This window comes from Enterobacter sp. 725m/11, assembly GCF_011683705.1.
GTDB classification, from domain to species: Bacteria; Pseudomonadota; Gammaproteobacteria; order Enterobacterales; family Enterobacteriaceae; genus Enterobacter; species Enterobacter bugandensis.
In genome coordinates, this window is record NZ_JAAQOK010000033.1 from 23,362 (window position 1) to 45,041 (window position 21,680).

Below are 21,680 nucleotides of genomic sequence, written 5' to 3' on the forward strand. Positions count from 1 at the left end.
TCTCAGGACTCCAGCGCGATGGCAACCTCGTAGCCATGAGACTTGAGCAGGGAGTGTTTTTTCGCTGCTTCAAGATCTTTGGCCACCATCTCGGAAACCATCTCCTGCAGAGTGGTTTCTGGTTTCCAGCCCAGCTTCTCGTGCGCTTTGGTTGGGTCACCCAGCAGGGTTTCTACTTCAGCAGGACGGAAGTAGCGCGGATCAACCTGGACAATCACGTCGCCTGGCTTCACGCCCGGCGCGTCGTGGCCGGTCACGGATACAACGATACCCTTCTCTTCCACGCCGGTGCCTTCGAAGCGCAGCTTGATGCCCAGCTGTGCCGCAGCCATTTCAACGAACTGACGCACGGAGTACTGCACGCCGGTCGCGATCACGAAGTCTTCTGGCTGTTCCTGCTGCAGCATCATCCACTGCATTTTCACGTAGTCTTTGGCATGGCCCCAGTCACGCAGGGAGTCCATGTTGCCGAGGTGCAGGCAAGATTCCAGACCCTGAGCAATATTGGCGATCGCGCGGGTGATTTTACGGGTCACGAAGGTTTCGCCGCGGCGCGGGGATTCGTGGTTGAACAGAATGCCGTTACAGGCGTACATACCGTAGGATTCACGGTAGTTCACGGTGATCCAGTAGGCGTACAGTTTTGCTACCGCATACGGAGAGCGCGGGTAGAACGGCGTGGTCTCTTTCTGTGGAATTTCCTGCACCAGGCCGTACAGCTCGGAGGTAGATGCCTGGTAGAAGCGAGTTTTCTTCTCAAGACCGAGGAAGCGAATCGCCTCCAGCAGACGCAGGGTACCCATGGCGTCAACGTCAGCGGTGTATTCCGGGGACTCGAAGGAGACCGCAACGTGGCTCATCGCCCCCAGGTTGTACACTTCATCCGGCTGTACTTCCTGCAAGATACGGGTCAGGTTGGAGGTATCGGTCAGGTCGCCGTAGTGCAGGTGGAATTTCGGGTTCGCCGCGTGAGGATCCTGATAGATGTGATCCACACGTTCGGTGTTGAAAGAAGACGCACGACGCTTAATACCGTGCACTTCATACCCTTTCTCCAGCAGCAGTTCTGCCAGGTAAGAACCATCCTGCCCGGTAACGCCGGTGATGAGAGCGACTTTAGACATGTTTATATTCCTCTACTTATGAATTTAATCAGTTTCAACGCGTTCGCGTATCACCACTGCGGGGTTGCCACGGCAAACTTTATTTGCCGGTAGCGATTTAAAAACGCTGCTGCGGGCACCGACTACCGTGCCATCGCCAACAGAAATACCTGGTGCAACAAAAACATCCGTTGCCAGCCAGCACTTTTCACCGATCACAATAGGCGAAGCGGTAATATCAAAATGCGGGCTCATAAAGTCGTGGCTGCCGGTGCACAAATAACACTTCTGTGAAACCACCGAATTTGCGCCAATCGTAATCTCGCCCAGGGTATATAACACCGCGTCATCCCCTACCCAGGCGTAATCCCCGAGGGTTAATTTCCAGGGGTAGGTAATCTTCACCGAAGGTCGAATAACTACGTTTTTTCCGATTTTTGCGCCAAACAGGCGCAATAAAAAGGCTCGCCAGCGGTACAGTATTTGCGGCGACCAGGCAAATAAGGTTGCCTGAACCGCCCACCACAGCTGTACCTTAATACCGTTCCCGCCCCGAAAACCTTTCGGCACGGAGAAACCTTTTAAATCCTGCATTGCGTTTCCTTATATTCAGGCTTTGTTATATAAGGTTTTCGTTTTACCTGTCGTACGCAGGCGTAATAAATAAGACAATTCCGCCCAGAATCCCGGCACGCGTAATATTTGTCGCTGCACCTTTTTTGCATCCTGGCATAATTCCAGATTATTAGACGTTGACACGCCGCCCATCGAAAATTCAGACACCAGCCCTTTAAGTCGACGGAACGGGTAACCTGATTTATACAGGCTGGCGGCCAGCGCATAATCGGATGACACCTTGTACTGCAAATCGTAAGGCTGTTTTTTAAGACCGTTTACCGGGAAGAAAATGGCCTGATGGCTGGCCGGCAGGCTATGGTAGATATACCAGCCTGGCTTGGCGCTGCGGCAGACTTTATGCCCGTCGCCAAAATCGAGCAGCGCATCGCCAATATACATGGCATCCTCTTTCTGGCGCGCCAGCTGACGAGCAAACAGCGCCACGTCGTCGTGGAAAATATCGCCCGAGTTGAGGAAGATGGCATAACGGCCCTGAGCCATAGTAATGCCCTTGTTCATCGCATCGTAGATGCCTTTATCTTTCTCGCTGATGTAGCGTAAGTTGAACTCACCGTTGAGTTTTTCCAGAAACTCCGCCGTGCCATCGTTCGAGCCGCCGTCGACCACGATCCACTCAAAGGTGAGGCTTGGATCGCGCGCCAGGTTGCGCAGCGAGCGCCAGGTTTTTACCACCCCTTCGTAATTACGAAAAGCGACAGTAATGACGCTAAGAAACATAAATCACCTCATTTCGTCATACGTTCGTAATATTAAGCGCCTTACGCAAAATAAACGGACAGACAATCAAGAAAGCATATTCCGGGCTAAATATTGACCCGGTAAAAAACAGCGACACCGGCGTAAAAAGATAAAGCTGCACGCGAAAGTTCTGGTTATCACCAAACGCGTTGATCATCATTTTGAAAACTTTAAACAGATACCACAGCGTCAACAGCACGGCGAACCATGAAAAATAAATAATTAACAGATACAGACCATTGTCTATGGTTTTACCGACATCCGCACCGTTAAAGATTCCGAATGATGCAACATATTCGTAAAGTGAGCCGAATCTTACTACACCATCGATGTGGGTTAAGGAATAACCCACCATCACCAGCGGACCAATGATGCGATAATAGGACGATGACCCTTCCGTTCCCAAATCACCCAGACGTTCTGAAATGTACGGAAACGCGAATATGACGCCCACTAAAAATACCGTCAGAGAGATTATCGCCAGCGGCAGCTTTTTCTTAATCGCATCTTTGTTCAGGTACTGGAACGCCCACTCCAGCAGGTAAAACAGGATAAATGTCATTACCCCTGAGAACGATCCAGACAGAACGATTCCTGCAAGAATCATAGCATCGGTCTTAGGCGTTTTGATACCAAACTGTTTGATGCTGAGCCAAATTGAGATTAACGCCAGAGCGAAAAACGCCGGTTCAAAATAGAGCGCCGTTGTACGCTTACCACCAAACTTAATGAAGTTCAGTACATAGCTGTTACTGTAAATGAGATATTTCGAAATTATCTCCATCAGGCTGCTGCCACCGGTCAAAATAATCTGCGTCATTTCCAGTGCGGCAAGCACAACAATTAACGCAACGGCAATATAAAAGAACCTGAGGATTTTCCGATAATTGTGCGGTGAAATAGTTTTGAAGCGAATACTCCAGACCATGCCAATAATAATAACGATATAAACAAACAGCATGGTTGAAGTGACGTATTTACTGGCATCCAGCGACTGGCCAAAGATGTAGTTAAACAGCGTCAGGCCCGTGCCCAGCCCCAGGGCAATCATCAGCTTCTTCAGGTTGATTTTATCGACATACAGCAGAAGCAGAACGGGCAAAAAAGTTACGATGGTTATCGGGAAGCTTTCGCCGAGCTGGGCAATTTTAACGTTAACCAGCAGGTAGATCAGCGGCAGCAGCAGATAACTACAGATTCTGATAGAACGAGACATACTCCTCCAGCATCTGTTGTCCACTGTAGGCCTTGCGGCTGCGGTTGCGGAACGATTCCAGGTCAGTGCCAAAAACGGCCTCGGCGATCTGCGCCTTCGGCAGCTGCACCAGAGGCAGGACCTCGTGCCCGGCGAAGGTTTTTCCGCCAGATTTTTCCAGCACTTCGCGCGCTGCATCGCTGTGGGTGGCAATCACCGGCACGCCGATGGAGAGCGCCTCGCAGAGGATCAGCGGGTAATTATCCACGCGGGAGCTGAACACCAGCGCGTCCATACCATTCAGGGCGCTCATCAGCTTGCGCTTGTCGGTTTCAAACCCGTGATTCACCACGTTAGCGCCTTCGAACGGCGAGAATTTACCAAAGGTATGCAGTTCAATTTTGTCGCCGAGCGCCATCATGTCGCGCACCAGCTGCTGGTTGGTTTTGCCGTCGTAGCGCAGATCGTGCGCAACGATGGCAATTTTCGGTTTGCCCGCGGTTTCCGCCACCGGCGTCAGCTCGGCCAGGATGGCTTCCGTCGCCACGTCGATACCGTTGTTGATAATCTGACAGCGCCCTGCCCCATACAGGCTGTTGAAGGCGTCGGCCACGTGCTGGCTCGGGGAGATAAACGTGCAGCCGAGCGAAAGCATGTCGCGGAACAACTGACGCTTTCCGTCTACCAGCTGATGCGCGCGATCCACCTTCACCGGCGGATAGTTGCTCAACGTCGGGCATTTCTGGCAGCTATCTTTCCAGCCTTCGCAGCCGTCGGTAAACGCGCAGCGTCCGGTTACGCTCCAGTGATCGTGCAGCGTCCAGACGAAGCGGGTGTCGGGCTTGTGGGCCTGCACCTTCTGACAAAACGCCACCACCTCTTCCAGATTCAGCCAGTAGCTGTGCAGCACGTGAAAATGCAGCACAACCGGGCCGCTGGTGCGGGTCACGGTGCGATAAAGACTGTTCAGGTTGCCAAACAGATCGCGGTTAAACAGGCGGAACAGCGCAATGTTGGCAACAGAGGTCAGACGCGGCGTGTGCTTGTGCACCTGCGGGAAGTTATCATGGCTGACGCTTTTCTTGCCGCCTTTGCCGTAGCCGTAAATAAACCGGGACTGAAGTCCTTTTTGCAAGGCACGCTGGTGCAGATCCAGCGCCACGCCTGCCGCTCCGCCTTCTGCGAGGCGTACGTTAAATTGCAGAATGTTCATTTAATCACCTTCACGCGGGCTTTCTCTCCCACCACCAGCGCGTTATCCGGAATGCTGTCCAGCACCACGCTGCCCGCCCCGATCGTCACGTTGTTACCAATCGTAATGTCGCCAATCATCACCACGTTCGCCCCCAGCTCGACGTTATTACCGATCACCGGGCAGGCCAGGCTGTCCGGCCCGCGGTTGCCGATCGTCACCCCGTGGCGAATGGTGAAATCATCGCCCGCAACCACGAACTTGTTAATGACGACCGCATAGCCGTGGTGGATGGTAAAGCGGCGGCCAATGGTGGCAGCGGCCTGGATTTCATAGCCAAAAAAGCATTCGGTGATGATGCGGTACAGCACCAGAATCGGTGCCGCCCAGATATTGTTCAGTACGTTTTTCTTGCGCCACACCGAGCAAAAGTGCGCGATGCGGTACGCCAGAACCATGCAGCACGGGCGCAGGCTCCAGCTGTTTGCGCGGCAATCTTCCAGAAACATTATTTCCCCCGAAGCCCGTCAGCCAGGCGCTTGCCGTTACGCACCGACAGCAGCGTCAGCAGCGTGCGCCAGTTCATGCGCTTATTGCGGATCTGATACAGGGTAAAGAGCTGATACTTGCGGCTGGCACGGTCAAACTTGTCCTTGTGCTTGCGGTAAAAATGGAAATAGCCTGAAAACTTCTTCGGTGAGGAGGTGATCTGCATCTCCCCGTGGTTGATGTGCAGGATCTGCGTGGCCTCTTCCACTTTCCACGGCTCGCCGTACTCCACCACCATCCGCAAGAAGATGTCGTAATCCTGCGCGGCCTTCAGTTCGGTATCGAACAGGCACTCCTTAAAGCGCCACGCCCAGGTAAAGACCTGATTACCGATAATGTTGCGCTTGTAGAACAGGCGACGGGAGTACGGTGATTTCGGGTACAGCGGCAGGCTCGCGGGCTGCGAGTAAACCTCGCCCTGGCAGACATAGTCGTTGGCATACAGAAAAGCGTGCGTGACCAGCTGCTCTTTATGCGAAAGGAAGACGGACAGGCGGTTCGGCGTCCATTCGTCGTCATCGTCGATGCCGGTCAGATACTGCCCTTTGGCCTGCATAATCGCCTGATTACGCACCGCGCACGCCCCGGAGTTAATCGGGTTATGGGTATACATCACGCGCGGATCGTTGAGTTCGGTGACAAATTTTTGCAGCTGTTCATACGAGGAAGAACAGTCATCCACGATGATCAGTTCCCAGTTATCGTAATCCTGACGTAAGACCGACTTAATAGCGCGGATCGCCAGCTGCTGACGGTTCCATGTCGGCATATAGATAGAAACTAAAGGGCGTTGTGTGGTCATCTTTTCCTCCTACCCCTCACCCCGGCCCTCTCCCCTGAGGGGAGAGGGTGAAAGGCGGCACCGGACAGTTCCCTCTCCCCTCTGGGGAGAGGGTTAGGGTGAGGGGGGGTGTTTTGTTATTTGCTGTCAGACTTGTATTCGTACTCGTAATAACCGTAATCCTGGTACCCGGTCGCACGACGGAAGATGGAGTTCAGGATGACCCCTTTCACCTCAATGCCGTTCTGCTCGAAGCGGCTCAGGCTGGTTTCCACTTCCTTCAGGGTATTCACCGCATAGCGCGCCACCATCAGCGTGGTACCCGCATGACGGCCAACCACGGCGGCATCGGTCACGGCCAGAATTGGCGGCGTATCGATCAGCACCAGGTCATAGTTTTTGCTCGCCCACTCAATCAGCTGGGTGAAGCGTTCGCTCATCAGCAGTTCAGACGGGTTCGGTGGCACCTGACCACGCGGGATCAGGTCGAATCTCGGAATCGAGGTCGGCTTGGCGCTCTGGCTAATCTCTCCCTGACCCAGCAGGATTTCCGACAGACCGTTCACGTTGTTGGTGCCCAGCAGTTCGTGGGTATAACCCTTACGCATATCACAGTCGATCAGCAGCACGCGCTTGTTGGTCTGGCTCACCACGGCCGCCAGGTTGGCACAGACAAAGGTCTTACCGATTGACGGGCTGACGCCGGTTAACATCAGGACGTTGTTTTTAGCCTGCATCATGGCGAAGTGCAGACTGGTACGCAGGCTGCGGATCGCTTCAATCGCCAGGTCGGTTGGGTTACCCACGGCCAGCAGCTGGCTCTGTTTGTAACGCTTAACGCCCTTGATGGTCTTGACGCTGTCACGGGATTTTTGCCACTCAGACAGCGGAATGCTGGCATAGACGTTGATACCACTCTCTTCCAGCACCTGCGGGCTTTCGATGCCGCGGTTGAACAGCGAGCGCAGCAGGACGCCAACGATAGAGAGCATCAGGCCAAGAATAATGCTGCCGAGAATAATCAGCGCTTTCTTCGGCTTCAGCACGCCAGGCTGGGTAATGGCCGGGTCGACGATACGCACGTCACCCACGGTGCTGGCCTCGGTTATTTTCAGCTCCTGCTGTTTGTTCAGCAGCTGCATGTAAACCTGCTGTCCGGATTCCACGTCGCGGGTCAGACGGACGATCTCCTGCTGCGTTTTCGGCATCGCGGTCACGCGGTCGTTCAGCTTCGCCTTCTCCTCTTCGAGAGTGCGGCGCTTCTCCAGCAGCGTGCGGTAGGCCGGGTGGCGTTTGGTGTAAAGCTTGGAAATCTCCGCCTCTTTGAAGGTCAACTCGTTGAGCTGCGCATCAATATTCACCATCGAGTCGAGAACCGATTTCGCCTCCAGCGGCAGGTCGACGGAGTCTTTATCCTGACGGTAGGCGTTCAGCTTGTTCTCGGCATCATCCAGACGGGCACGCACTTCCGGGAGCTGTTTAGCGAGGAACGCCAGGCTTTTCGCCGCTTCCGCCGACTTGCGCTCGACGTTCTGCTCAAGGTAGTTGCGGGTTATGCTGTTCAGGATGTCGCGAATTTGATCCTTATCTTCACCGGTAAAGGTCATGCTCAGCACGCCGGTGTCCTTACCGTTTTCGGTGACGGTCAGGTTGTTCTGCAGATTGTTGATCATCCCCAGCGTGGAGAATTTGGTGACGGTGAATTCACCGCCCTCTTGGGCGTGGATCGCGCTAACCATCATGCTAACGCCGTCTTTGTTCAGCATCTGCCCCACTTCGCCGCGTGCGCTAAAGCCCGCATCGCTGGTCAGCTGATACTGTTTCGGGCCCAGCACCGTCAGGGTAAAGGTTTGATCCCCCGCCCCTTTCGGCAGCACAAAGTCAGTGACTTTTACGGTGTCATTGTTGCGCCCCATCAGACGGTCCCAGCCGGCACCGAAGATCGGGAACGTATTTTTGGTGACGGAGATGTCGAGTCCGAGGTCGTGAACCGTTTTACCCAGCACCAGACGCGACTGGATCAGCTGAATTTCAGCGTCGGATGCTGGCGGTTTGTTCGCCAGCGCGGAGCCGATATCCTGCACCAGAGAGTTGCCGGTATTCTGCTCGATCTGCACCAGCGCGTCGGCGCTGTAGATAGGTGTGGCGAACAGCGTATACACGACGGCCGCTGCGGCAAACACGGCAGTAATGCCAAGCACCCACCACTTTGCCTCGATAACCGTGCCGACCAGGCGACCAATATCAATTTCATCACTGCCCGAAGTCGGGGCGGCAGAAGGTCTTGTTTTTTCTGTCATTGTTATCCCTGCTGAGCTTTCAGTGCCTGCGCCCACTGTTGGGCAGACTGGTCAAGTAAGGTGTAAACCGCCTCGAAGGCTTCATGGCTCTTGCGATACGGATCGGGGATTTCGCGTTCGTTGTCCCAGTGACCAAACAGCATCACCTTGCCGCGCATCTCCGGAGCGATATCGCATAGCGCATGAATATGTCGTTTTTCCATTGCCAGAATCAGGTCATACTCCCGGCACATGCGGCCGGTGACCTGGCGGGCGATATGCCCGTCAAGAGAGAGGTTGTGATCGCGGGCCACGCTCGTGGCGCGCTCGTCGGCACCTTTTCCCACCAGCGCGCCCAGCCCTGCGGACTCGACCGTTAACTCGGGCTGGTACTGTTTCAACAGCCGTTCAGCCGTGGGGGAACGGCAAATGTTCCCCACGCATACCACCAGAATTTTGTTAAACATCGCGGATTACCAGGTATGAATGTCGCGCGCCGTATCCGTCATGTAGCGAACGCCACTGATGGTTGGCAGCAACTGGTTGATCAGACGGTTCCAGCGGGCAACCGGCGCGGTGGTGACGTAAACCACATCGTATGGCTGGAGACGGAACTCCGTCGCCATCACCAGAGACGTCGCATCGGACATATCCAGCTGGTAGATGTTGGCAATCTTGCCCTTCGCACTGCCTTCACCTTTCAGCGGACGGATGACGAAGATACCGGTCGCGTTAGAGGTGGTCAGATCGATACCTTCAGCATTGCCCAGCGCTTCGGTCAGGGTCATGCCGCTGAAGTCCATTTTGAGGGTGCTCTGTTTCTTCACTTCACCCATCACGAAGACTTTCAGATCGTCGTTGCGCGGTACGTAGAGAATATCGCCTGGATAGAGCAGGCGGTTCTGGGTCAGGTCGCCGTTTTGCATCAGCGCCTGCAGCGAAATGCGCTGCTCTTTGCCGTTGTGGGTCAGCACCACGTTGCGCCAGTCGGCGCCGTCGGTTAAGCCGCCCGCGGCGTTAATGGCGTCCAGAACGGTGAGCGGAACGTTGGTGATGGCCTGCTGGCCGGATTTGTTCACCTGACCGGAGATATAGGCTTTTTGCGAGCGGAATGCGGCGATATTAACGTCCACCTGCGGGTCGGCGATGTACTGCGCTAAGCGGCCGGTAATATCACTACGGATCTCGGCAAGCGTTTTCCCGGCGACATGTACTTTACCAATGTACGGATAGAACATGGTGCCATCTGACTGTACCCAGTTCCCGGTGTCGCTTGAGCTACGGTACTGGCCCGCTGGCGTGGTCAGTTCAGGGTGGTCCCAGACGGTCACGTTGATCACGTCGCCCGGCCCCACGCGATACTGATAGGAGGCAATTTCCTGGTCCAGAGACATATTCGGCTGGGCAACATTCGGACGTGGACGTAATTGTTCGACCAGACGTGGCGTAAGTGGATAAACATTCACCATTTTGTCGAGATCAAAATCGGCATCCTGTTGCTTGATCACATCCTTACCCATTGTTGACATATTGCTGCCGGGAAAGACCGTGCAACCACTCATCAAGGTCACAGACACCAATAATGGCATCAATTTCATTTTGGATTTCATCATTGATTATTTATCACTTTGGCAGAGTAATTATCCTGTGCAATTTAAATAAGCCTGAGACGTATTGGGTTTCAGCATGCAGTTAATCAAATAGAAATATAACTGGCATCAGTCCTAAAAAAAGCTTATTCATCCATTGGCTATTGACAGAATAATCGAGGCTGATTCACACGCTTTCAGGCACGCTACCGCCCTTGGCTTTCAGTTACCAATCCACTGACTAAACAATGTGTTATGGATAGACACCCTCTTGAGTAAGGTCTTCTGGAAATATATCAGCCGCTTGAAATACACAACGGATAATGAATGACCATTCCGAAGACCAAAACAATAATAGCAACAACAAGATTTAACATTTGATGCTGGGAGAATTGTTGCAGCTAACCTAATAGCAGGCAAGGAGACAACTGTCCTAATATCTGTTTTTAAGATTAATATTAAGAGCAAAGTTTTGACCTTTTAGGATTTTCTTTATATTGACAAAAAGAGAGTAAAAACCATTATCTGCGATATATCCTAAAAAGCACTCAAAATAATAAAATATACGTATTTTGCTTATTTACACTCATCTGAGACTGCTCTCTTTTTTACGCATCGTATTAAGAGAAATCTCAGCCCGACATTGCATTTTCCCCCAGCTTTATCCATGATCGAAGTGTGACATTCGTCATATAACAGAAGGTATTGCTATTACTATGGAATGGATTGCCGATCCATCAATCTGGGCCGGGCTGGTGACGCTGGTCGTCATCGAATTAGTGCTCGGTATCGATAATCTGGTGTTTATCGCCATCCTCGCTGAAAAACTGCCCCCTTCCCAGCGCGACCGCGCGCGCGTGACGGGTCTGCTGCTGGCGATGGTGATGCGTTTACTGCTGCTGGCCTCTATCTCCTGGATGGTCACACTCACTCAGCCTCTGTTCTCCGTTCGCGGCCTGAGCTTTAGCGCGCGCGACCTGATCATGCTCTTCGGCGGGCTGTTCCTGCTGTTCAAAGCCACGGTGGAGCTTAACGAGCGGCTCGAAGGCAAGGACAGCGAGAACCCGACCCAGCGACGCGGGGCGAGATTCTGGCCGGTGGTGGCGCAAATTGTGGTGCTCGATGCGGTCTTCTCCCTGGATTCGGTGATTACCGCCGTCGGGATGGTGGACCATCTCGCCGTCATGATGGCCGCGGTAATTATCGCCATCACGCTGATGGTGATGGCGAGCAAAGCACTGACCCGCTTTGTGAACAGCCACCCGACAATCGTGATCCTCTGTCTCAGCTTCCTGCTGATGATTGGCTTCAGCCTGGTCGCCGACGGTTTCGGCTTCCACATTCCGAAAGGCTACCTGTACGCCGCCATTGGCTTCTCCGTCATGATTGAAGCGCTCAACCAGCTGGCGATATTTAACCGCCGCCGGTTTCTCTCCGCGAATCAGACCCTGCGCCAGCGCACGGCCGACACCGTGATGCGCCTGTTGAGCGGCAGGAAAGAGGATGCCGAGCTGGACGCCGAATCCTCTGCCCTGCTGGCCGATCACAGCGACGGGCAAATCTTTAACCCGCAGGAGCGGCTGATGATCGAGCGCGTGCTCAACCTGAATCAGCGCACGGTCAGCAGCATCATGACCTCCCGGCATGACATTGAGCATATTGACCTCACGGCACCGGAAGAGCAGATCCGTGCCCTGCTGGATAAAAACCAGCACACCCGGGTGGTGGTCACCGGCGGTGAAGAGGAAGAGGAGCTGCTGGGGGTGGTACACGTGATTGACCTGCTCCAGCAGCAGCTACACGGCGAGCCGCTCAACCTCCGCGCGCTGGTACGCCAGCCGCTGGTTTTCCCGGAAGCGCTTCCGCTGCTCTCAGCGCTGGAGCAGTTCCGCAACGCGCGCACCCACTTCGCGTTTGTGGTGGATGAATTTGGTTCGGTGGAAGGGCTGGTCACGCTCAGCGACGTAATGGAAACCATCGCTGGTAATCTGCCAAACGAGGTGGATGAGATTGATGCCCGCCACGACATTCAGAAAAACGCTGACGGCTCGTGGACGGCCAACGGCCACATGCCGCTGGAAGACCTTGTGCAGTACGTGCCGCTACCGCTGGATGAAAAACGGGAATACCACACCATTGCCGGTCTGCTGATGGAGTATTTGCAGCGCATCCCGCAGCCGGGAGAAGAGGTTCAGGTGGGCGACTATCTGCTTAAAACCCTGCAGATTGAAAACCATCGCGTGCAGAAAGTGCAGCTTATTCCACTGCGGGATGAGGAAGAGCTGGATTTTGAGGTTTAGGTAAACCAAAACGGCAACCCCGTTGCCGTTTTGGTGTTTGCTCCCTCTCCGTGGGAGAGGGTCCGGGTGAGGGCATCAGGCCGCACCGCCGTCAAAGCTTATCCAGCAGCTTCTTCACATCCTTGCCGTTCTGGGAATCTTTATTACGATCCGCCCAGCTGTTGAGCCGACGCTTCGCTTCATCCTGCAGATGCTTACGCAGGATCTGATCTACCTGAAGGCTGTAGTTCAGCGCCTGCCATTTGCCGTATACGCTAAGCGGAACCGGCGTCTCTTTGAGGAAGTCAATCAGCTTGCTTTCGCCCTGCCAGCCGGAAAGCACCCGGACGTTAAAGCGCGTGTCCGCCGTCTCTTTGACCAGATCCAGCGAGCCTTCTCCGGTTAACGACAGCATAGATGAAGTTCCCTGCATCCCGGCCAGCGTCAGCACCCCGTTATCCAGCGTCAGGTCAGTGGTGAAGCTGTCGAGGCGAGTTGCGCTGTCGTAGTTTTCCTGGGCTTTAACATCGCTGCTGCGCTCCACCGCCTGCTGAACCAGCTGCTGGAAGTTGAGCCCTTCCATTCGCGAATCTTTCAGGTCAACATGCGCCTCGCCCTGCCACTCGCGGCGGAAGGCGTTGGCATCAATTTTGGTGCCTGAGAAATCGCCCGCCAGCGTCAGCTGACCCGTCAGGGATATCGGATAGTTAAAGGCTTTGAGGATGCTGCCAATCTCAACGTTGTCGAGACGCGGCTGGAATTCAGCGCTGGCAACGTCCTTACGCACGTCCAGCGTACCCGGAAGTGACAGGTGACCCGCCCCCATTTTGCCGCTCAGTTCTGAAATTACCAGCAACCCGTTGTGGTTGAACATCTGGCCGCTCACGTCGGTAAAATCAATACCGCGCCAGCGCACGCTGTTGGCTTTCAGCAGAATATCCGCCGTGAAGCCGCGCAGCACGTTATAGTCAGGCTGTTCAAGGTTGGATGAGATAACCGGACGCGACACCGGTGACTGGCTTTGCCCCGTCTGCACGGCATCGCTGTCCGTTGCGCTTGCCGGCACCGGTGGCAGGATGTTCTCCAGGTTGAGCTTGTCAAACTGCAGGTTCAGCACCCACTTCGGCTTATCGTCGAGCGTGACGCTCGCCTGCCCTTTCAGGCTGCTGTCGTTGGCCTGCAGGTTAAGGTTATCCAGCGCCAGCTGTTTTTGCTCTTCGCGCCATACGGCCTGCAGCGTCCCCTGCCCGGCGATCCCCTGGGTCGGGAGATCCGCTCCCGTCAGCTGCCAGCTAAGCTGCTGGATGTCGGCCGTCAGCTGATGCGGGTAGTCCGACGCATTCACGTTTGCATTCAACGAGAGGGACAGATCGCGCTGGTCGCGGTTTACCCGTCCGCTAAATTCCAGCGACGCAAGATGGTGTTCATCCTGTTCCATCTGCAGGTTGATGTTGCGAACGGTGACCTGCTCCTGATCCTCATGCTGGAACACCAGCACGCTATCGGCCACTTTCAGTTTGCCTATATCAAAGGACCAGCCCGTATCGGACGGTTCATCCGGTAAGGTATTCTCGCGCGGCGCAACCGGCGCATTCGCGTCGCGCACGGTTTCGGTCTGCGGGGTAAGCTGAATGACCGCGCCCTTCAGCATCACCTGATTAACCTGCAGCTGATGGGAGATGAGCGGGATCAGCGCCACATCGAGACGCATGTTGTCCGCAGAGACCAGCGGCTGTGCCGCGCCAGGCGCGGTTAACGACATGCGGCCAGAGAGAATGCTGAGCTGCGGCCAGACGTGCCAGCGCAGCGGCCCGTCAAGCTTCAGTTGGTAACCACTGCGTGCCTCGACCTGCCGCACCATGTAAGCGCGGAAATCATTCGGGTTAACCAGCAGAACCAACGCCGAAAGGCCAGCAACCAGCACTACCAGCAAAATCATCAGCGTTGTCAGAACTCTTCTCATGGCATCCTCAATGGACTAACGATCAGTCTTTATCAATACGGCTGGCAACCGCACCCTGCTGGTCGCGGTATTTTGCGTCCTGGCGGCGGTTATAAGGCCTGTCTGCCGGGCCTGTGAGCGGTTCAAAGCTTAATGCACCGATCATCATTCCGGGTCGCAGCGCCAGCGGCAGTTTACCGGCGTTGAAGAACTCCAGCACGATACGGCCGGACCAGCCTGGGTCGATACGGTGCGCGGTTACGTGAACCATCAGCCCCAGGCGGGCCAGAGAAGAACGGCCATCAAGCCAGCCGACGAGATCCGCAGGCAGGGTCACGGATTCATACGTCACCGCCAGCGCCAGTTCACCCGGGTGCAGATAAAAAGCTTCACCTTCGTCAATGATGATTTCATCACTCATGACGCGATCGAGCGCGGCGCTGACTTCATCCTTCGGCCCGCTGAGGTCGATGAACGGCGCAGTATGGCCGCTAAAGGTGCGGAATTTATTCCCCAACCGTACATCAACGGTCACCCCATTGATGCGCTCCACGGGGGGACGTGGGGTAATAGACAAGCGGCCTTCATCCAGCCAGGCTTCAATATCACGATCGCAAAGACGCATGGTTCTTTCTCCTTTCATGCATCGTACCCTGAGCCGTTGAACGCTCAGGGTAAAACCAGGTTATCTCTGAACGGTACACAATTCGCGCGGCTTATTCAAAAAACTGGCTGATTTTCGCTTTTAAGATATCAATAGCAATGCGGTTTTTGCCCCCGCGAGGCACGATGATATCGGCGTATTGTTTGGATGGTTCAATAAACTGCAGGAACATCGGACGGACCGTTTTCTGGTATTGCGCCATGACGGAGTCCATCGAACGGCCGCGCTCGTTAACGTCACGCTTGATGCGGCGCATCAGGCAGATATCCAGCGGGGTATCGACGAAGATGGAGAAGTTCATGGATTCACGCAGGCGGGCATCGGTCAGGAGCAGGATGCCTTCAAGGATAATGACCTTCTTCGGCTCGATGCGGATCGTTTCCTGGGTACGGGTGTGTTCTACGTAACTGTAAACGGGCAGTTCGATCGCCTGGCCGCTCTTAAGCGCTTCTAAATGCTGGAACAGTAAACTGTGATCCATCGCATTCGGGTGGTCGTAGTTGGTTTTTACACGTTCTTCCATCGACAGATGGGATTGATCTTTGTAGTAGCTGTCTTCGGGAATGACGCCGATATGCTCATCACCTACCTGTTCACGCAGTTCGCGATAAAGCGTACTGGCAATTAGACTTTTACCTGAAGCCGATGCGCCGGCGATGCCTATAATGACGCACTGATGAGACTTATCAGTCATAAATTTAGCGACCTGAATAACCTGGATGTTAAGGAAGGACGACGCCGGAGCGTCAAACGCGGCAATTATAGGGATTTCGGGGGCGTGATACCAGTCGAATGCGCAGGTTCTGCGAGACAGGCTGAAAAGTGGCGCATTGATCCCTGAGAGAAATTTTAATGACCGTTTTTTCAGCGTTTAACAGGAATTTTTTAGCGAGTAACTATTTAATAAGTCTATGATGTCAAATTATGAGCAGTCGCCATATGAATTGTAAATTGTTTGTACTAGCATAAACCAAATTATCAAATTCACTCGTGCGCACTTCTCTCCTGACGGCATGGCGTCTCTGGATAAAGCGGTAATGAATAAACAATACCAGCGGGTTTTGGTTACCACCCCACATCCTTTATTACGACTTGTCTGTCTGGGCCTGGTCACCTTTATCTTTACCTTATTTTCGCTGGAGCTTACCCGCTTCGGTACCCTGCTGGCGCCACTCTGGTTTCCTACCGCCATTATGATGGTGGCGTTTTACCGCCATGCAGGAAAAATGTGGCCCGGGATAGCCCTGGCCTGTTCATTTGGCAATATTCTGGCCTCGTGGATGCTGTTCTCCTGGGCGTCGATAAACCCCACCTACACCGCAATAAACGTTATTGAGGCCATCATCGGTGCCGTGTTACTGCGCAAGCTGCTTCCGTGGTACAACCCGCTGCAAAATTTAAACGACTGGATCCGCCTGGCAATAGGCAGCGCGCTGGTGCCGCCGCTGGTGGGCGGTATTCTGATGACGCTTCTGATCCCCGGCCCTGAGCCGCTGCGTAATTTCATCGTCTGGGTGCTATCTGAATCCATTGGCGCGCTGGCGCTGGTGCCGCTGGGGCTGCTGTTTAAATCCCATTACCTGCTCCGCCACCGTGATCCGAGATTGCTGCTGGAAACCCTGGTTACCATGGCCGTAACGCTGGCCCTCAGCTGGGCATCCATCACCTGGCTGCCGTGGCCCTTTACCTGCGTGATTGTCCTGCTGATGTGGAGCGCCGTGCGCTTGCCGCGGATGGAAGCGTTCATGGTGTTTCTGGTTACCGTGATGGTCGTTTCACTGATGATTGCCCATAACCCTTCGGCGCTGACCACCCAACATGCCGGGCCGATGATGAACGCGCCGTGGCTGCCGTTCCTGATGCTCCTCCTCCCCGCTAACGTGATGACCATGGTGATGTATGCCTTCCGTGCCGAACGCAAACACATCACCGAGAGCGAAGAGCGCTTTCGTAATGCAATGGAGTATTCCGCCATCGGTATGGCGTTAGTCAGCATGGAGGGCCAGTGGCTTCAGGCCAACAAGGCGCTGTGCAATTTCCTCGGTTACAGCCAGACCGAGCTACAGTCGCTCACCTTCCAGCAGCTCACCTGGCCGGAAGATTTGCATACCGACCTGGAACAGCTGGAACAGCTGGTCAACGGCGAGATCAACACCTACACCCTTGAAAAGCGCTATTACACGCGCAACGGAGAGGTCGTATGGGCGCTTTTGGCCGTCTCCGTCGTGCGCCATGCCGATGGCTCGCCGCTCTATTTCATCGCCCAGATTGAAGACATTAACGATCTGAAGCAGACCGAGTGGGTCAATAAACGGCTGATGGAGCGCATTACGCTGGCCAACGAAGCGGGCGGCATCGGCATCTGGGAGTGGGATCTGGAGCCAGACATCATCAGCTGGGATAAGCGGATGTTTGAGCTGTATGAAATTCCGCCGCACATCAAGCCCACCTGGCAGCTCTGGCACGAAAGAATATTGCCGGAGGATCGCGCCCATGCGGAGCAGGTGCTGCGGGATTCACTGGTTTCTCGTCTGCCGTTTAAGCTTGAATTCCGTATCCGCGTGAAGGAAGGCGTGCGCCATATACGCTCCCTGGCAAACCGGGTGCTGAATAAAGAGGGTGAAGTCGAACGTTTGCTCGGCATCAATATGGACATGACCGAGGTGAAGGAGCTTAACGAAGCGCTGTTCCAGGAAAAAGAGCGTCTGCACATCACGCTCGACTCCATCGGCGAAGCGGTGCTCTGTACCGATATCGACATGAACGTCACCTTTATGAACCCGGTCGCCGAGAAGATGAGCGGCTGGCTGCAGACCGAGGCCATCGGCCAGCCGATCCTGAAGGTGTTACACATCACCTTTGGGGAACGGGGCCAGCTGATGGAGAATATTCACAGCGGCGATATGTCACGCTCCGATATCGACCAGGATGTAGTGCTGAACTGCCGCACCGGCGGATCGTTTGATATCCACTACAGCATTACGCCACTCAGTACCCTTGATGGGCACAGTATTGGCTCGGTGATCGTTATTCAGGACGTCACCGAGTCGCGCAAAATGCTGCGTCAGCTAAGCTACAGCGCGTCGCACGATGCCCTCACCCACCTGGCAAATCGGGTCAGCTTCGAAAACCATCTCAAACGGCTTCTGCAAACCGTTCGCGAGACGCGTCAGCGTCATGCGCTGGTCTTTATCGATCTGGACCGCTTCAAAGCCGTCAATGATACCGCAGGCCATGCGGCGGGAGATGCCCTGCTGCGGGAACTCTCTTCCATGATGTTAACCATGCTTCGCTCCAGCGACGTGCTGGCGCGCCTGGGCGGCGACGAGTTTGGGCTGCTGCTGCCGGACTGCAATATTGAGAGCGCGCGCTATATCACCGGTCGTTTGATCCATACCATCAATGACTATCACTTTATGTGGGAAGGTCGCCTGCACCGGATTGGCGCCAGCGCAGGGATCACGCTGATTGATGAGCATAATAACCAGGCGTCAGAAGTGATGTCGCAGGCGGATATTGCCTGTTATGCCTCGAAAAACAGCGGCCGCGGCATCGTGACGGTGTACGAACCGCAGCAGGAGCGGGATCGGAGCGCGCGCAGCATGATGTCGCTGGACGAACAGTGGCATATGATCAAAGACAATCATCTGATGATGATAGCCCGCAGCGTCGCCTCCCCGCGCATACCGGAAAGCTGTAACTTCTGGCTGATTTCGCTACGCCTGTGGACCAGCCAGGGTGAAGTCCAGGAGGAGCACGCCTTCCGTTCTGGTCTGGCGGAGCCCGAACTGCTGCACGCCCTCGACAGACGTATCTTTGGTGAGTTTTTCCGCACCTCTGCCGCACAGGTCGCCCGTAAAGGGATGGGGGTAGCACTGCCGCTTTCTGCCGCCGGTTTAGCCAGCGTAACGCTGGTCGATGAACTCCTCGACCTGCTCGATAACAGCCCCATGCCGGGCCGTCTGCTGCATCTGGTTATCGCGGGCGACGTGGTGTGTAACCCGGATGAGAATCTGCAGCGAGGGCTGCAAAAGCTTCGCCAGGCGGGCTGCCGGGTGATCTTCAGCCAGATAGGGCGCGACATGAACGTCTTCAGCCACCTGAGCCCGAACATGGCCGATTATCTGATGCTCGACGCCGAGGTGGTGAGCAACGTGTATGGTAATCTGATGGATGAGATGATGGTGACCATCGTTCAGGGCCACGCCCAGCGTCTGGGGATGAAAACCATCGCGGGCCCCTGCAACCAGCCCATCATGATGGATACGCTTTCCGGCATCGGCATTGATTTTATCTATGGCGACACCATCGCCGAGCCGCAGCCGCTGGATCTACTGCTCAACACCAGTTATTTCGCCATCAACTGACGGCGTCCAGCCGTCGGTATACCAGATGTGCAGCAGCGCGTAGGAGCGCCACGGCTGCCAGCGCTCGGCGTAACGACGGATCTGCGCGGGAGTCATCCCGGCGAAGCGTTGCTTAATCAGATAATCATCCGGCAGGAACACATCTTTCGCCTGCCAGCCTCTCAGGGCCAGGTAATTTGCCGTCCAGCGCCCGATGCCCGGCCGCTGCTGTAGCGCCTTCATGCCCGCCTCAATGTCCTCAGGCGGCGTCAACGGAAACGTCCCGTCAACAACCGACTGCGCCAGATGAATCAGCGCCTCCGCGCGTTTTACCGGCATCCCGAGCGCCTTGAGCGCCAGCGGATCGGCAGCGGCCAGCGCTTGCGGGGAGGGAAAGCAGACATAACCCGGTGCATCCTTCACCGGCTCACCGCACAGGGCGACAACGCGGAAAGCCAGTTTCGCCGCCATCGCCACGCTGACCAACTGCCCGAGAATGGCCCGTACGCCCTGCTCGTACGCATCCATCGCCCCCGGCAGACGCAAGCCGGGGCGGGCAGCGCCTAGATCCCCCAGCGTATCCGCGATGTGCTGCGGGTTACAGGCGAGATCGAACAGGCGTGCGATGCGTTCAAGACACGTCTGCGCAACCGGAACCAACCCCGGGCTGAGCGTCACAATCAGCGTATGGGTAGCGATATCCGGCGTCACGCGAAATATCCCCTGATGGCCGTCGCAGGCAAAGCTGCGCTCGTAGTAGTCGCTAGTGACGGTTTCAATGCCCGTCACCGCACGCGCGCCGAGAAAGCCAAACATCCACTGCCAGTCGTAAGGGGGTTGCCACGTCAGGGTATACATCGCTGCTCCTTTTTTATTTTTATCAGCATAAACGGAAAGACCTTGTTTTGCCTTGCTTTCATATTCCTGTTGTCGCGATGCAGACATTTCGTTAAAGTCTCGCCCCTTCTCACCGGCATGGGGATTAATCGTGTTTATTGGATTTGACTACGGTACGGCAAACTGCTCGGTTGCGATCATGCAAAACGGCCAACCGCAGCTTCTGAAAATGGAAAAAGAGAGCACGCTGCTGCCATCAATGCTCTGCGCGCCGACGCGCGAAGCGGTGAGCGAGTGGCTGTTCCGCCACCATCAGGTTCCGGCTACCGCGGCGGAGACCCAGGCGCTGCTGCGTCGGGCGGTCAGTTTTAACCGCGAGGAAGACATCGACGTTACCCCTTCAAGCGTGCAGTTTGGCCTCTCCTCGCTCGGGCATTACATTGAAGACCCGGAAGAGGTCTACTTCGTTAAATCGCCAAAATCCTTCCTCGGCGCGAGCGGCCTGAAGCCGCAGCAGGTGGCGATGTTTGAAGATCTGGTGTGCGCCATGATGCTGCATATCCGCAATCAGGCGCAGTCGCAGGTGCCGGATACTATCACCCAGGCGGTGATTGGCCGCCCGATCAACTTCCAGGGGCTGGGCGGTGACGAAGCCAACCAGCAGGCGCAGGGGATACTTGAGCGTGCGGCGCACCGGGCGGGATTCCGCGACGTGGTGTTTCAGTACGAGCCGGTTGCGGCGGGGCTGGATTTTGAAGCCACGCTGACGGAAGAGAAGCGCGTGCTGGTCGTCGACATCGGGGGCGGTACAACGGACTGCTCGCTGCTGCTGATGGGACCGCAGTGGCATCACCGTCGTGACCGCGAAAACAGCCTGCTCGGGCACAGCGGCTGCCGCGTAGGCGGTAACGATCTGGATATCGCCCTGGCCTTTAAGAGCCTGATGCCGCTGCTGGGCATGGGCGGGCAAACGGAAAAAGGCATCGCCCTCCCGATCCTGCCGTGGTGGAACGCGATTGCCATCAACGACGTTCCGGCGCAGAGTGATTTTTACAGCACCGCGAACGGGCGCTTCCTCAACGATCTGGTGCGCGACGCGCAGGATGCCGAGAAGGTCGCCCTGCTCTATAAAGTGTGGCGTCAGCGCCTGAGCTACCGCGTGGTGCGAACTGCGGAGGAGTGCAAAATCGCCCTTTCCGACCGTCCTGAACATGCGGTCTCCTTGCCGTTTATCAGCGAGGATCTGGCCACGGCGATTTCACAGGAGGGGCTGGAGACGGCGCTTGCTCAGCCGCTGCAGCGCATTCTGGAGCAGGTCCAGCTGGCGCTGGAGAACGGCAAAGAGAAGCCGGATGTGATCTACCTGACCGGCGGAAGCGCCCGTTCGCCGCTGATCAAGAAAGCGCTGGCGGAACAACTGCCGGGCATTCCGATTGCCGGTGGGGATGACTTTGGCTCCGTTACCGCAGGGCTGGCACGCTGGGCGCAGGTGATGTTTAGCTAATGCGGTTGTGCCGGGTGGCGGCTTCGCCTTACCCGGCTAAAAC

The 21,680-nt window shown here is 55.5% G+C and carries 17 protein-coding genes; 3 read left to right on the top strand and 14 right to left on the bottom strand.

The features are described from left to right. Positions 1-2: 2 nt before the first annotated feature. The 10 genes from gmd to HBA26_RS15185 form a co-directional block, all read right to left on the bottom strand. Positions 3-1,124 carry a GDP-mannose 4,6-dehydratase gene (gmd, locus tag HBA26_RS15140; protein WP_003863514.1) on the bottom strand — a complete coding sequence of 374 codons (1,122 nt, stop codon included), beginning with the start codon at positions 1,122-1,124 and terminating at the stop codon, positions 3-5. A gap of 24 nt (positions 1,125-1,148) precedes the next feature. Continuing rightward, positions 1,149-1,697: a colanic acid biosynthesis acetyltransferase WcaF gene (gene wcaF / locus HBA26_RS15145; RefSeq protein WP_045260414.1), complete on the bottom strand. Its 549-nt coding sequence runs from the start codon at positions 1,695-1,697 to the stop codon at positions 1,149-1,151. Positions 1,698-1,712: 15 nt separating this feature from the next. Further along, a complete protein-coding gene (gene wcaE / locus HBA26_RS15150; RefSeq protein ID WP_126345313.1) occupies positions 1,713-2,459 on the bottom strand; it encodes a colanic acid biosynthesis glycosyltransferase WcaE in 747 nt (248 codons plus the stop codon). Between the two features lie 16 nt (positions 2,460-2,475). Continuing rightward, a complete protein-coding gene (wcaD, locus tag HBA26_RS15155; protein WP_063437115.1) occupies positions 2,476-3,696 on the bottom strand; it encodes a colanic acid polymerase WcaD in 1,221 nt (406 codons plus the stop codon). Then, positions 3,671-4,888 carry a colanic acid biosynthesis glycosyltransferase WcaC gene (wcaC, locus tag HBA26_RS15160; RefSeq protein WP_126345314.1) on the bottom strand — a complete coding sequence of 406 codons (1,218 nt, stop codon included), beginning with the start codon at positions 4,886-4,888 and terminating at the stop codon, positions 3,671-3,673. The genes wcaD and wcaC overlap by 26 nt, the downstream gene beginning before the upstream one ends. After that, positions 4,885-5,376, bottom strand: a complete 492-nt coding sequence (wcaB, locus tag HBA26_RS15165) for a colanic acid biosynthesis acetyltransferase WcaB (protein WP_045260418.1) — start codon at positions 5,374-5,376, stop codon at positions 4,885-4,887. Before wcaB ends, wcaC begins: the two co-directional genes overlap by 4 nt. Beyond that, positions 5,376-6,218 (bottom strand): colanic acid biosynthesis glycosyltransferase WcaA, encoded by an 843-nt coding sequence (gene wcaA / locus HBA26_RS15170; RefSeq protein WP_028013800.1) that lies wholly within the window; start codon positions 6,216-6,218, stop codon positions 5,376-5,378. The genes wcaB and wcaA overlap by 1 nt, the downstream gene beginning before the upstream one ends. Before the next feature lie 116 nt (positions 6,219-6,334). After that, positions 6,335-8,497 carry a tyrosine-protein kinase Wzc gene (gene wzc / locus HBA26_RS15175; RefSeq protein ID WP_049137370.1) on the bottom strand — a complete coding sequence of 721 codons (2,163 nt, stop codon included), beginning with the start codon at positions 8,495-8,497 and terminating at the stop codon, positions 6,335-6,337. A 2-nt stretch (positions 8,498-8,499) separates the two neighbouring features. Continuing rightward, positions 8,500-8,943, bottom strand: coding sequence for a low molecular weight protein-tyrosine-phosphatase Wzb (wzb, locus tag HBA26_RS15180; protein WP_045629833.1), 444 nt, complete (start codon positions 8,941-8,943; stop codon positions 8,500-8,502). Positions 8,944-8,949: 6 nt separating this feature from the next. After that, a complete protein-coding gene (locus HBA26_RS15185) occupies positions 8,950-10,089 on the bottom strand; it encodes a polysaccharide export protein (RefSeq protein ID WP_014170829.1) in 1,140 nt (379 codons plus the stop codon). Positions 10,090-10,781: 692 nt separating this feature from the next. On the opposite strand from HBA26_RS15185, the gene HBA26_RS15190 reads away from it, so the two are divergent. Beyond that, positions 10,782-12,365: a TerC family protein gene (locus HBA26_RS15190; protein WP_047363153.1), complete on the top strand. Its 1,584-nt coding sequence runs from the start codon at positions 10,782-10,784 to the stop codon at positions 12,363-12,365. A 91-nt stretch (positions 12,366-12,456) separates the two neighbouring features. Here the strand turns inward: HBA26_RS15190 and asmA are convergent, their stop codons facing one another. The 3 genes from asmA to udk all read right to left on the bottom strand — a co-directional run bounded on the left by asmA (position 12,457) and on the right by udk (position 15,644). Beyond that, positions 12,457-14,307, bottom strand: coding sequence for an outer membrane assembly protein AsmA (gene asmA / locus HBA26_RS15195; protein WP_126345315.1), 1,851 nt, complete (start codon positions 14,305-14,307; stop codon positions 12,457-12,459). 22 nt (positions 14,308-14,329) lie between these two features. Then, complete coding sequence (gene dcd / locus HBA26_RS15200; RefSeq protein WP_028013805.1) at positions 14,330-14,911, bottom strand: dCTP deaminase; 582 nt, start codon at positions 14,909-14,911, stop codon at positions 14,330-14,332. Positions 14,912-15,002: 91 nt separating this feature from the next. Continuing rightward, positions 15,003-15,644: a uridine kinase gene (udk, locus tag HBA26_RS15205; RefSeq protein WP_008500855.1), complete on the bottom strand. Its 642-nt coding sequence runs from the start codon at positions 15,642-15,644 to the stop codon at positions 15,003-15,005. Between the two features lie 343 nt (positions 15,645-15,987). Between udk and HBA26_RS15210 the strand changes: the two genes are divergently transcribed. Beyond that, positions 15,988-19,317: a diguanylate cyclase gene (locus HBA26_RS15210; RefSeq protein ID WP_126345316.1), complete on the top strand. Its 3,330-nt coding sequence runs from the start codon at positions 15,988-15,990 to the stop codon at positions 19,315-19,317. Here HBA26_RS15210 and alkA read toward each other — a convergent pair. After that, on the bottom strand, positions 19,282-20,154 hold the full coding sequence (gene alkA / locus HBA26_RS15215; protein WP_049137362.1) for a DNA-3-methyladenine glycosylase 2: 873 nt from the start codon (positions 20,152-20,154) through the stop codon (positions 19,282-19,284). The two genes, HBA26_RS15210 and alkA, sit on opposite strands and share 36 nt — an antisense overlap. A gap of 130 nt (positions 20,155-20,284) precedes the next feature. Between alkA and yegD the strand changes: the two genes are divergently transcribed. Continuing rightward, complete coding sequence (yegD, locus tag HBA26_RS15220; protein WP_041909098.1) at positions 20,285-21,637, top strand: molecular chaperone; 1,353 nt, start codon at positions 20,285-20,287, stop codon at positions 21,635-21,637. Positions 21,638-21,680: the final 43 nt, after the last annotated feature.

Coding starts and splice junctions, on each gene's coding strand:
- wzc (WP_049137370.1), bottom strand. CDS start 8,497: ATGACAGAAAAAACAAGACCTTCTGCCGCCCCGACTTCGGGCAGTGAT.
- wcaB (WP_045260418.1), bottom strand. CDS start 5,376: ATGTTTCTGGAAGATTGCCGCGCAAACAGCTGGAGCCTGCGCCCGTGC.
- udk (WP_008500855.1), bottom strand. CDS start 15,644: ATGACTGATAAGTCTCATCAGTGCGTCATTATAGGCATCGCCGGCGCA.
- wcaF (WP_045260414.1), bottom strand. CDS start 1,697: ATGCAGGATTTAAAAGGTTTCTCCGTGCCGAAAGGTTTTCGGGGCGGG.
- wcaA (WP_028013800.1), bottom strand. CDS start 6,218: ATGACCACACAACGCCCTTTAGTTTCTATCTATATGCCGACATGGAAC.
- HBA26_RS15190 (WP_047363153.1), top strand. CDS start 10,782: ATGGAATGGATTGCCGATCCATCAATCTGGGCCGGGCTGGTGACGCTG.
- HBA26_RS15185 (WP_014170829.1), bottom strand. CDS start 10,089: ATGATGAAATCCAAAATGAAATTGATGCCATTATTGGTGTCTGTGACC.
- wcaD (WP_063437115.1), bottom strand. CDS start 3,696: ATGTCTCGTTCTATCAGAATCTGTAGTTATCTGCTGCTGCCGCTGATC.
- asmA (WP_126345315.1), bottom strand. CDS start 14,307: ATGAGAAGAGTTCTGACAACGCTGATGATTTTGCTGGTAGTGCTGGTT.
- wcaE (WP_126345313.1), bottom strand. CDS start 2,459: ATGTTTCTTAGCGTCATTACTGTCGCTTTTCGTAATTACGAAGGGGTG.
- wzb (WP_045629833.1), bottom strand. CDS start 8,943: ATGTTTAACAAAATTCTGGTGGTATGCGTGGGGAACATTTGCCGTTCC.
- gmd (WP_003863514.1), bottom strand. CDS start 1,124: ATGTCTAAAGTCGCTCTCATCACCGGCGTTACCGGGCAGGATGGTTCT.
- wcaC (WP_126345314.1), bottom strand. CDS start 4,888: ATGAACATTCTGCAATTTAACGTACGCCTCGCAGAAGGCGGAGCGGCA.
- dcd (WP_028013805.1), bottom strand. CDS start 14,911: ATGCGTCTTTGCGATCGTGATATTGAAGCCTGGCTGGATGAAGGCCGC.
- alkA (WP_049137362.1), bottom strand. CDS start 20,154: ATGTATACCCTGACGTGGCAACCCCCTTACGACTGGCAGTGGATGTTT.
- HBA26_RS15210 (WP_126345316.1), top strand. CDS start 15,988: ATGAATAAACAATACCAGCGGGTTTTGGTTACCACCCCACATCCTTTA.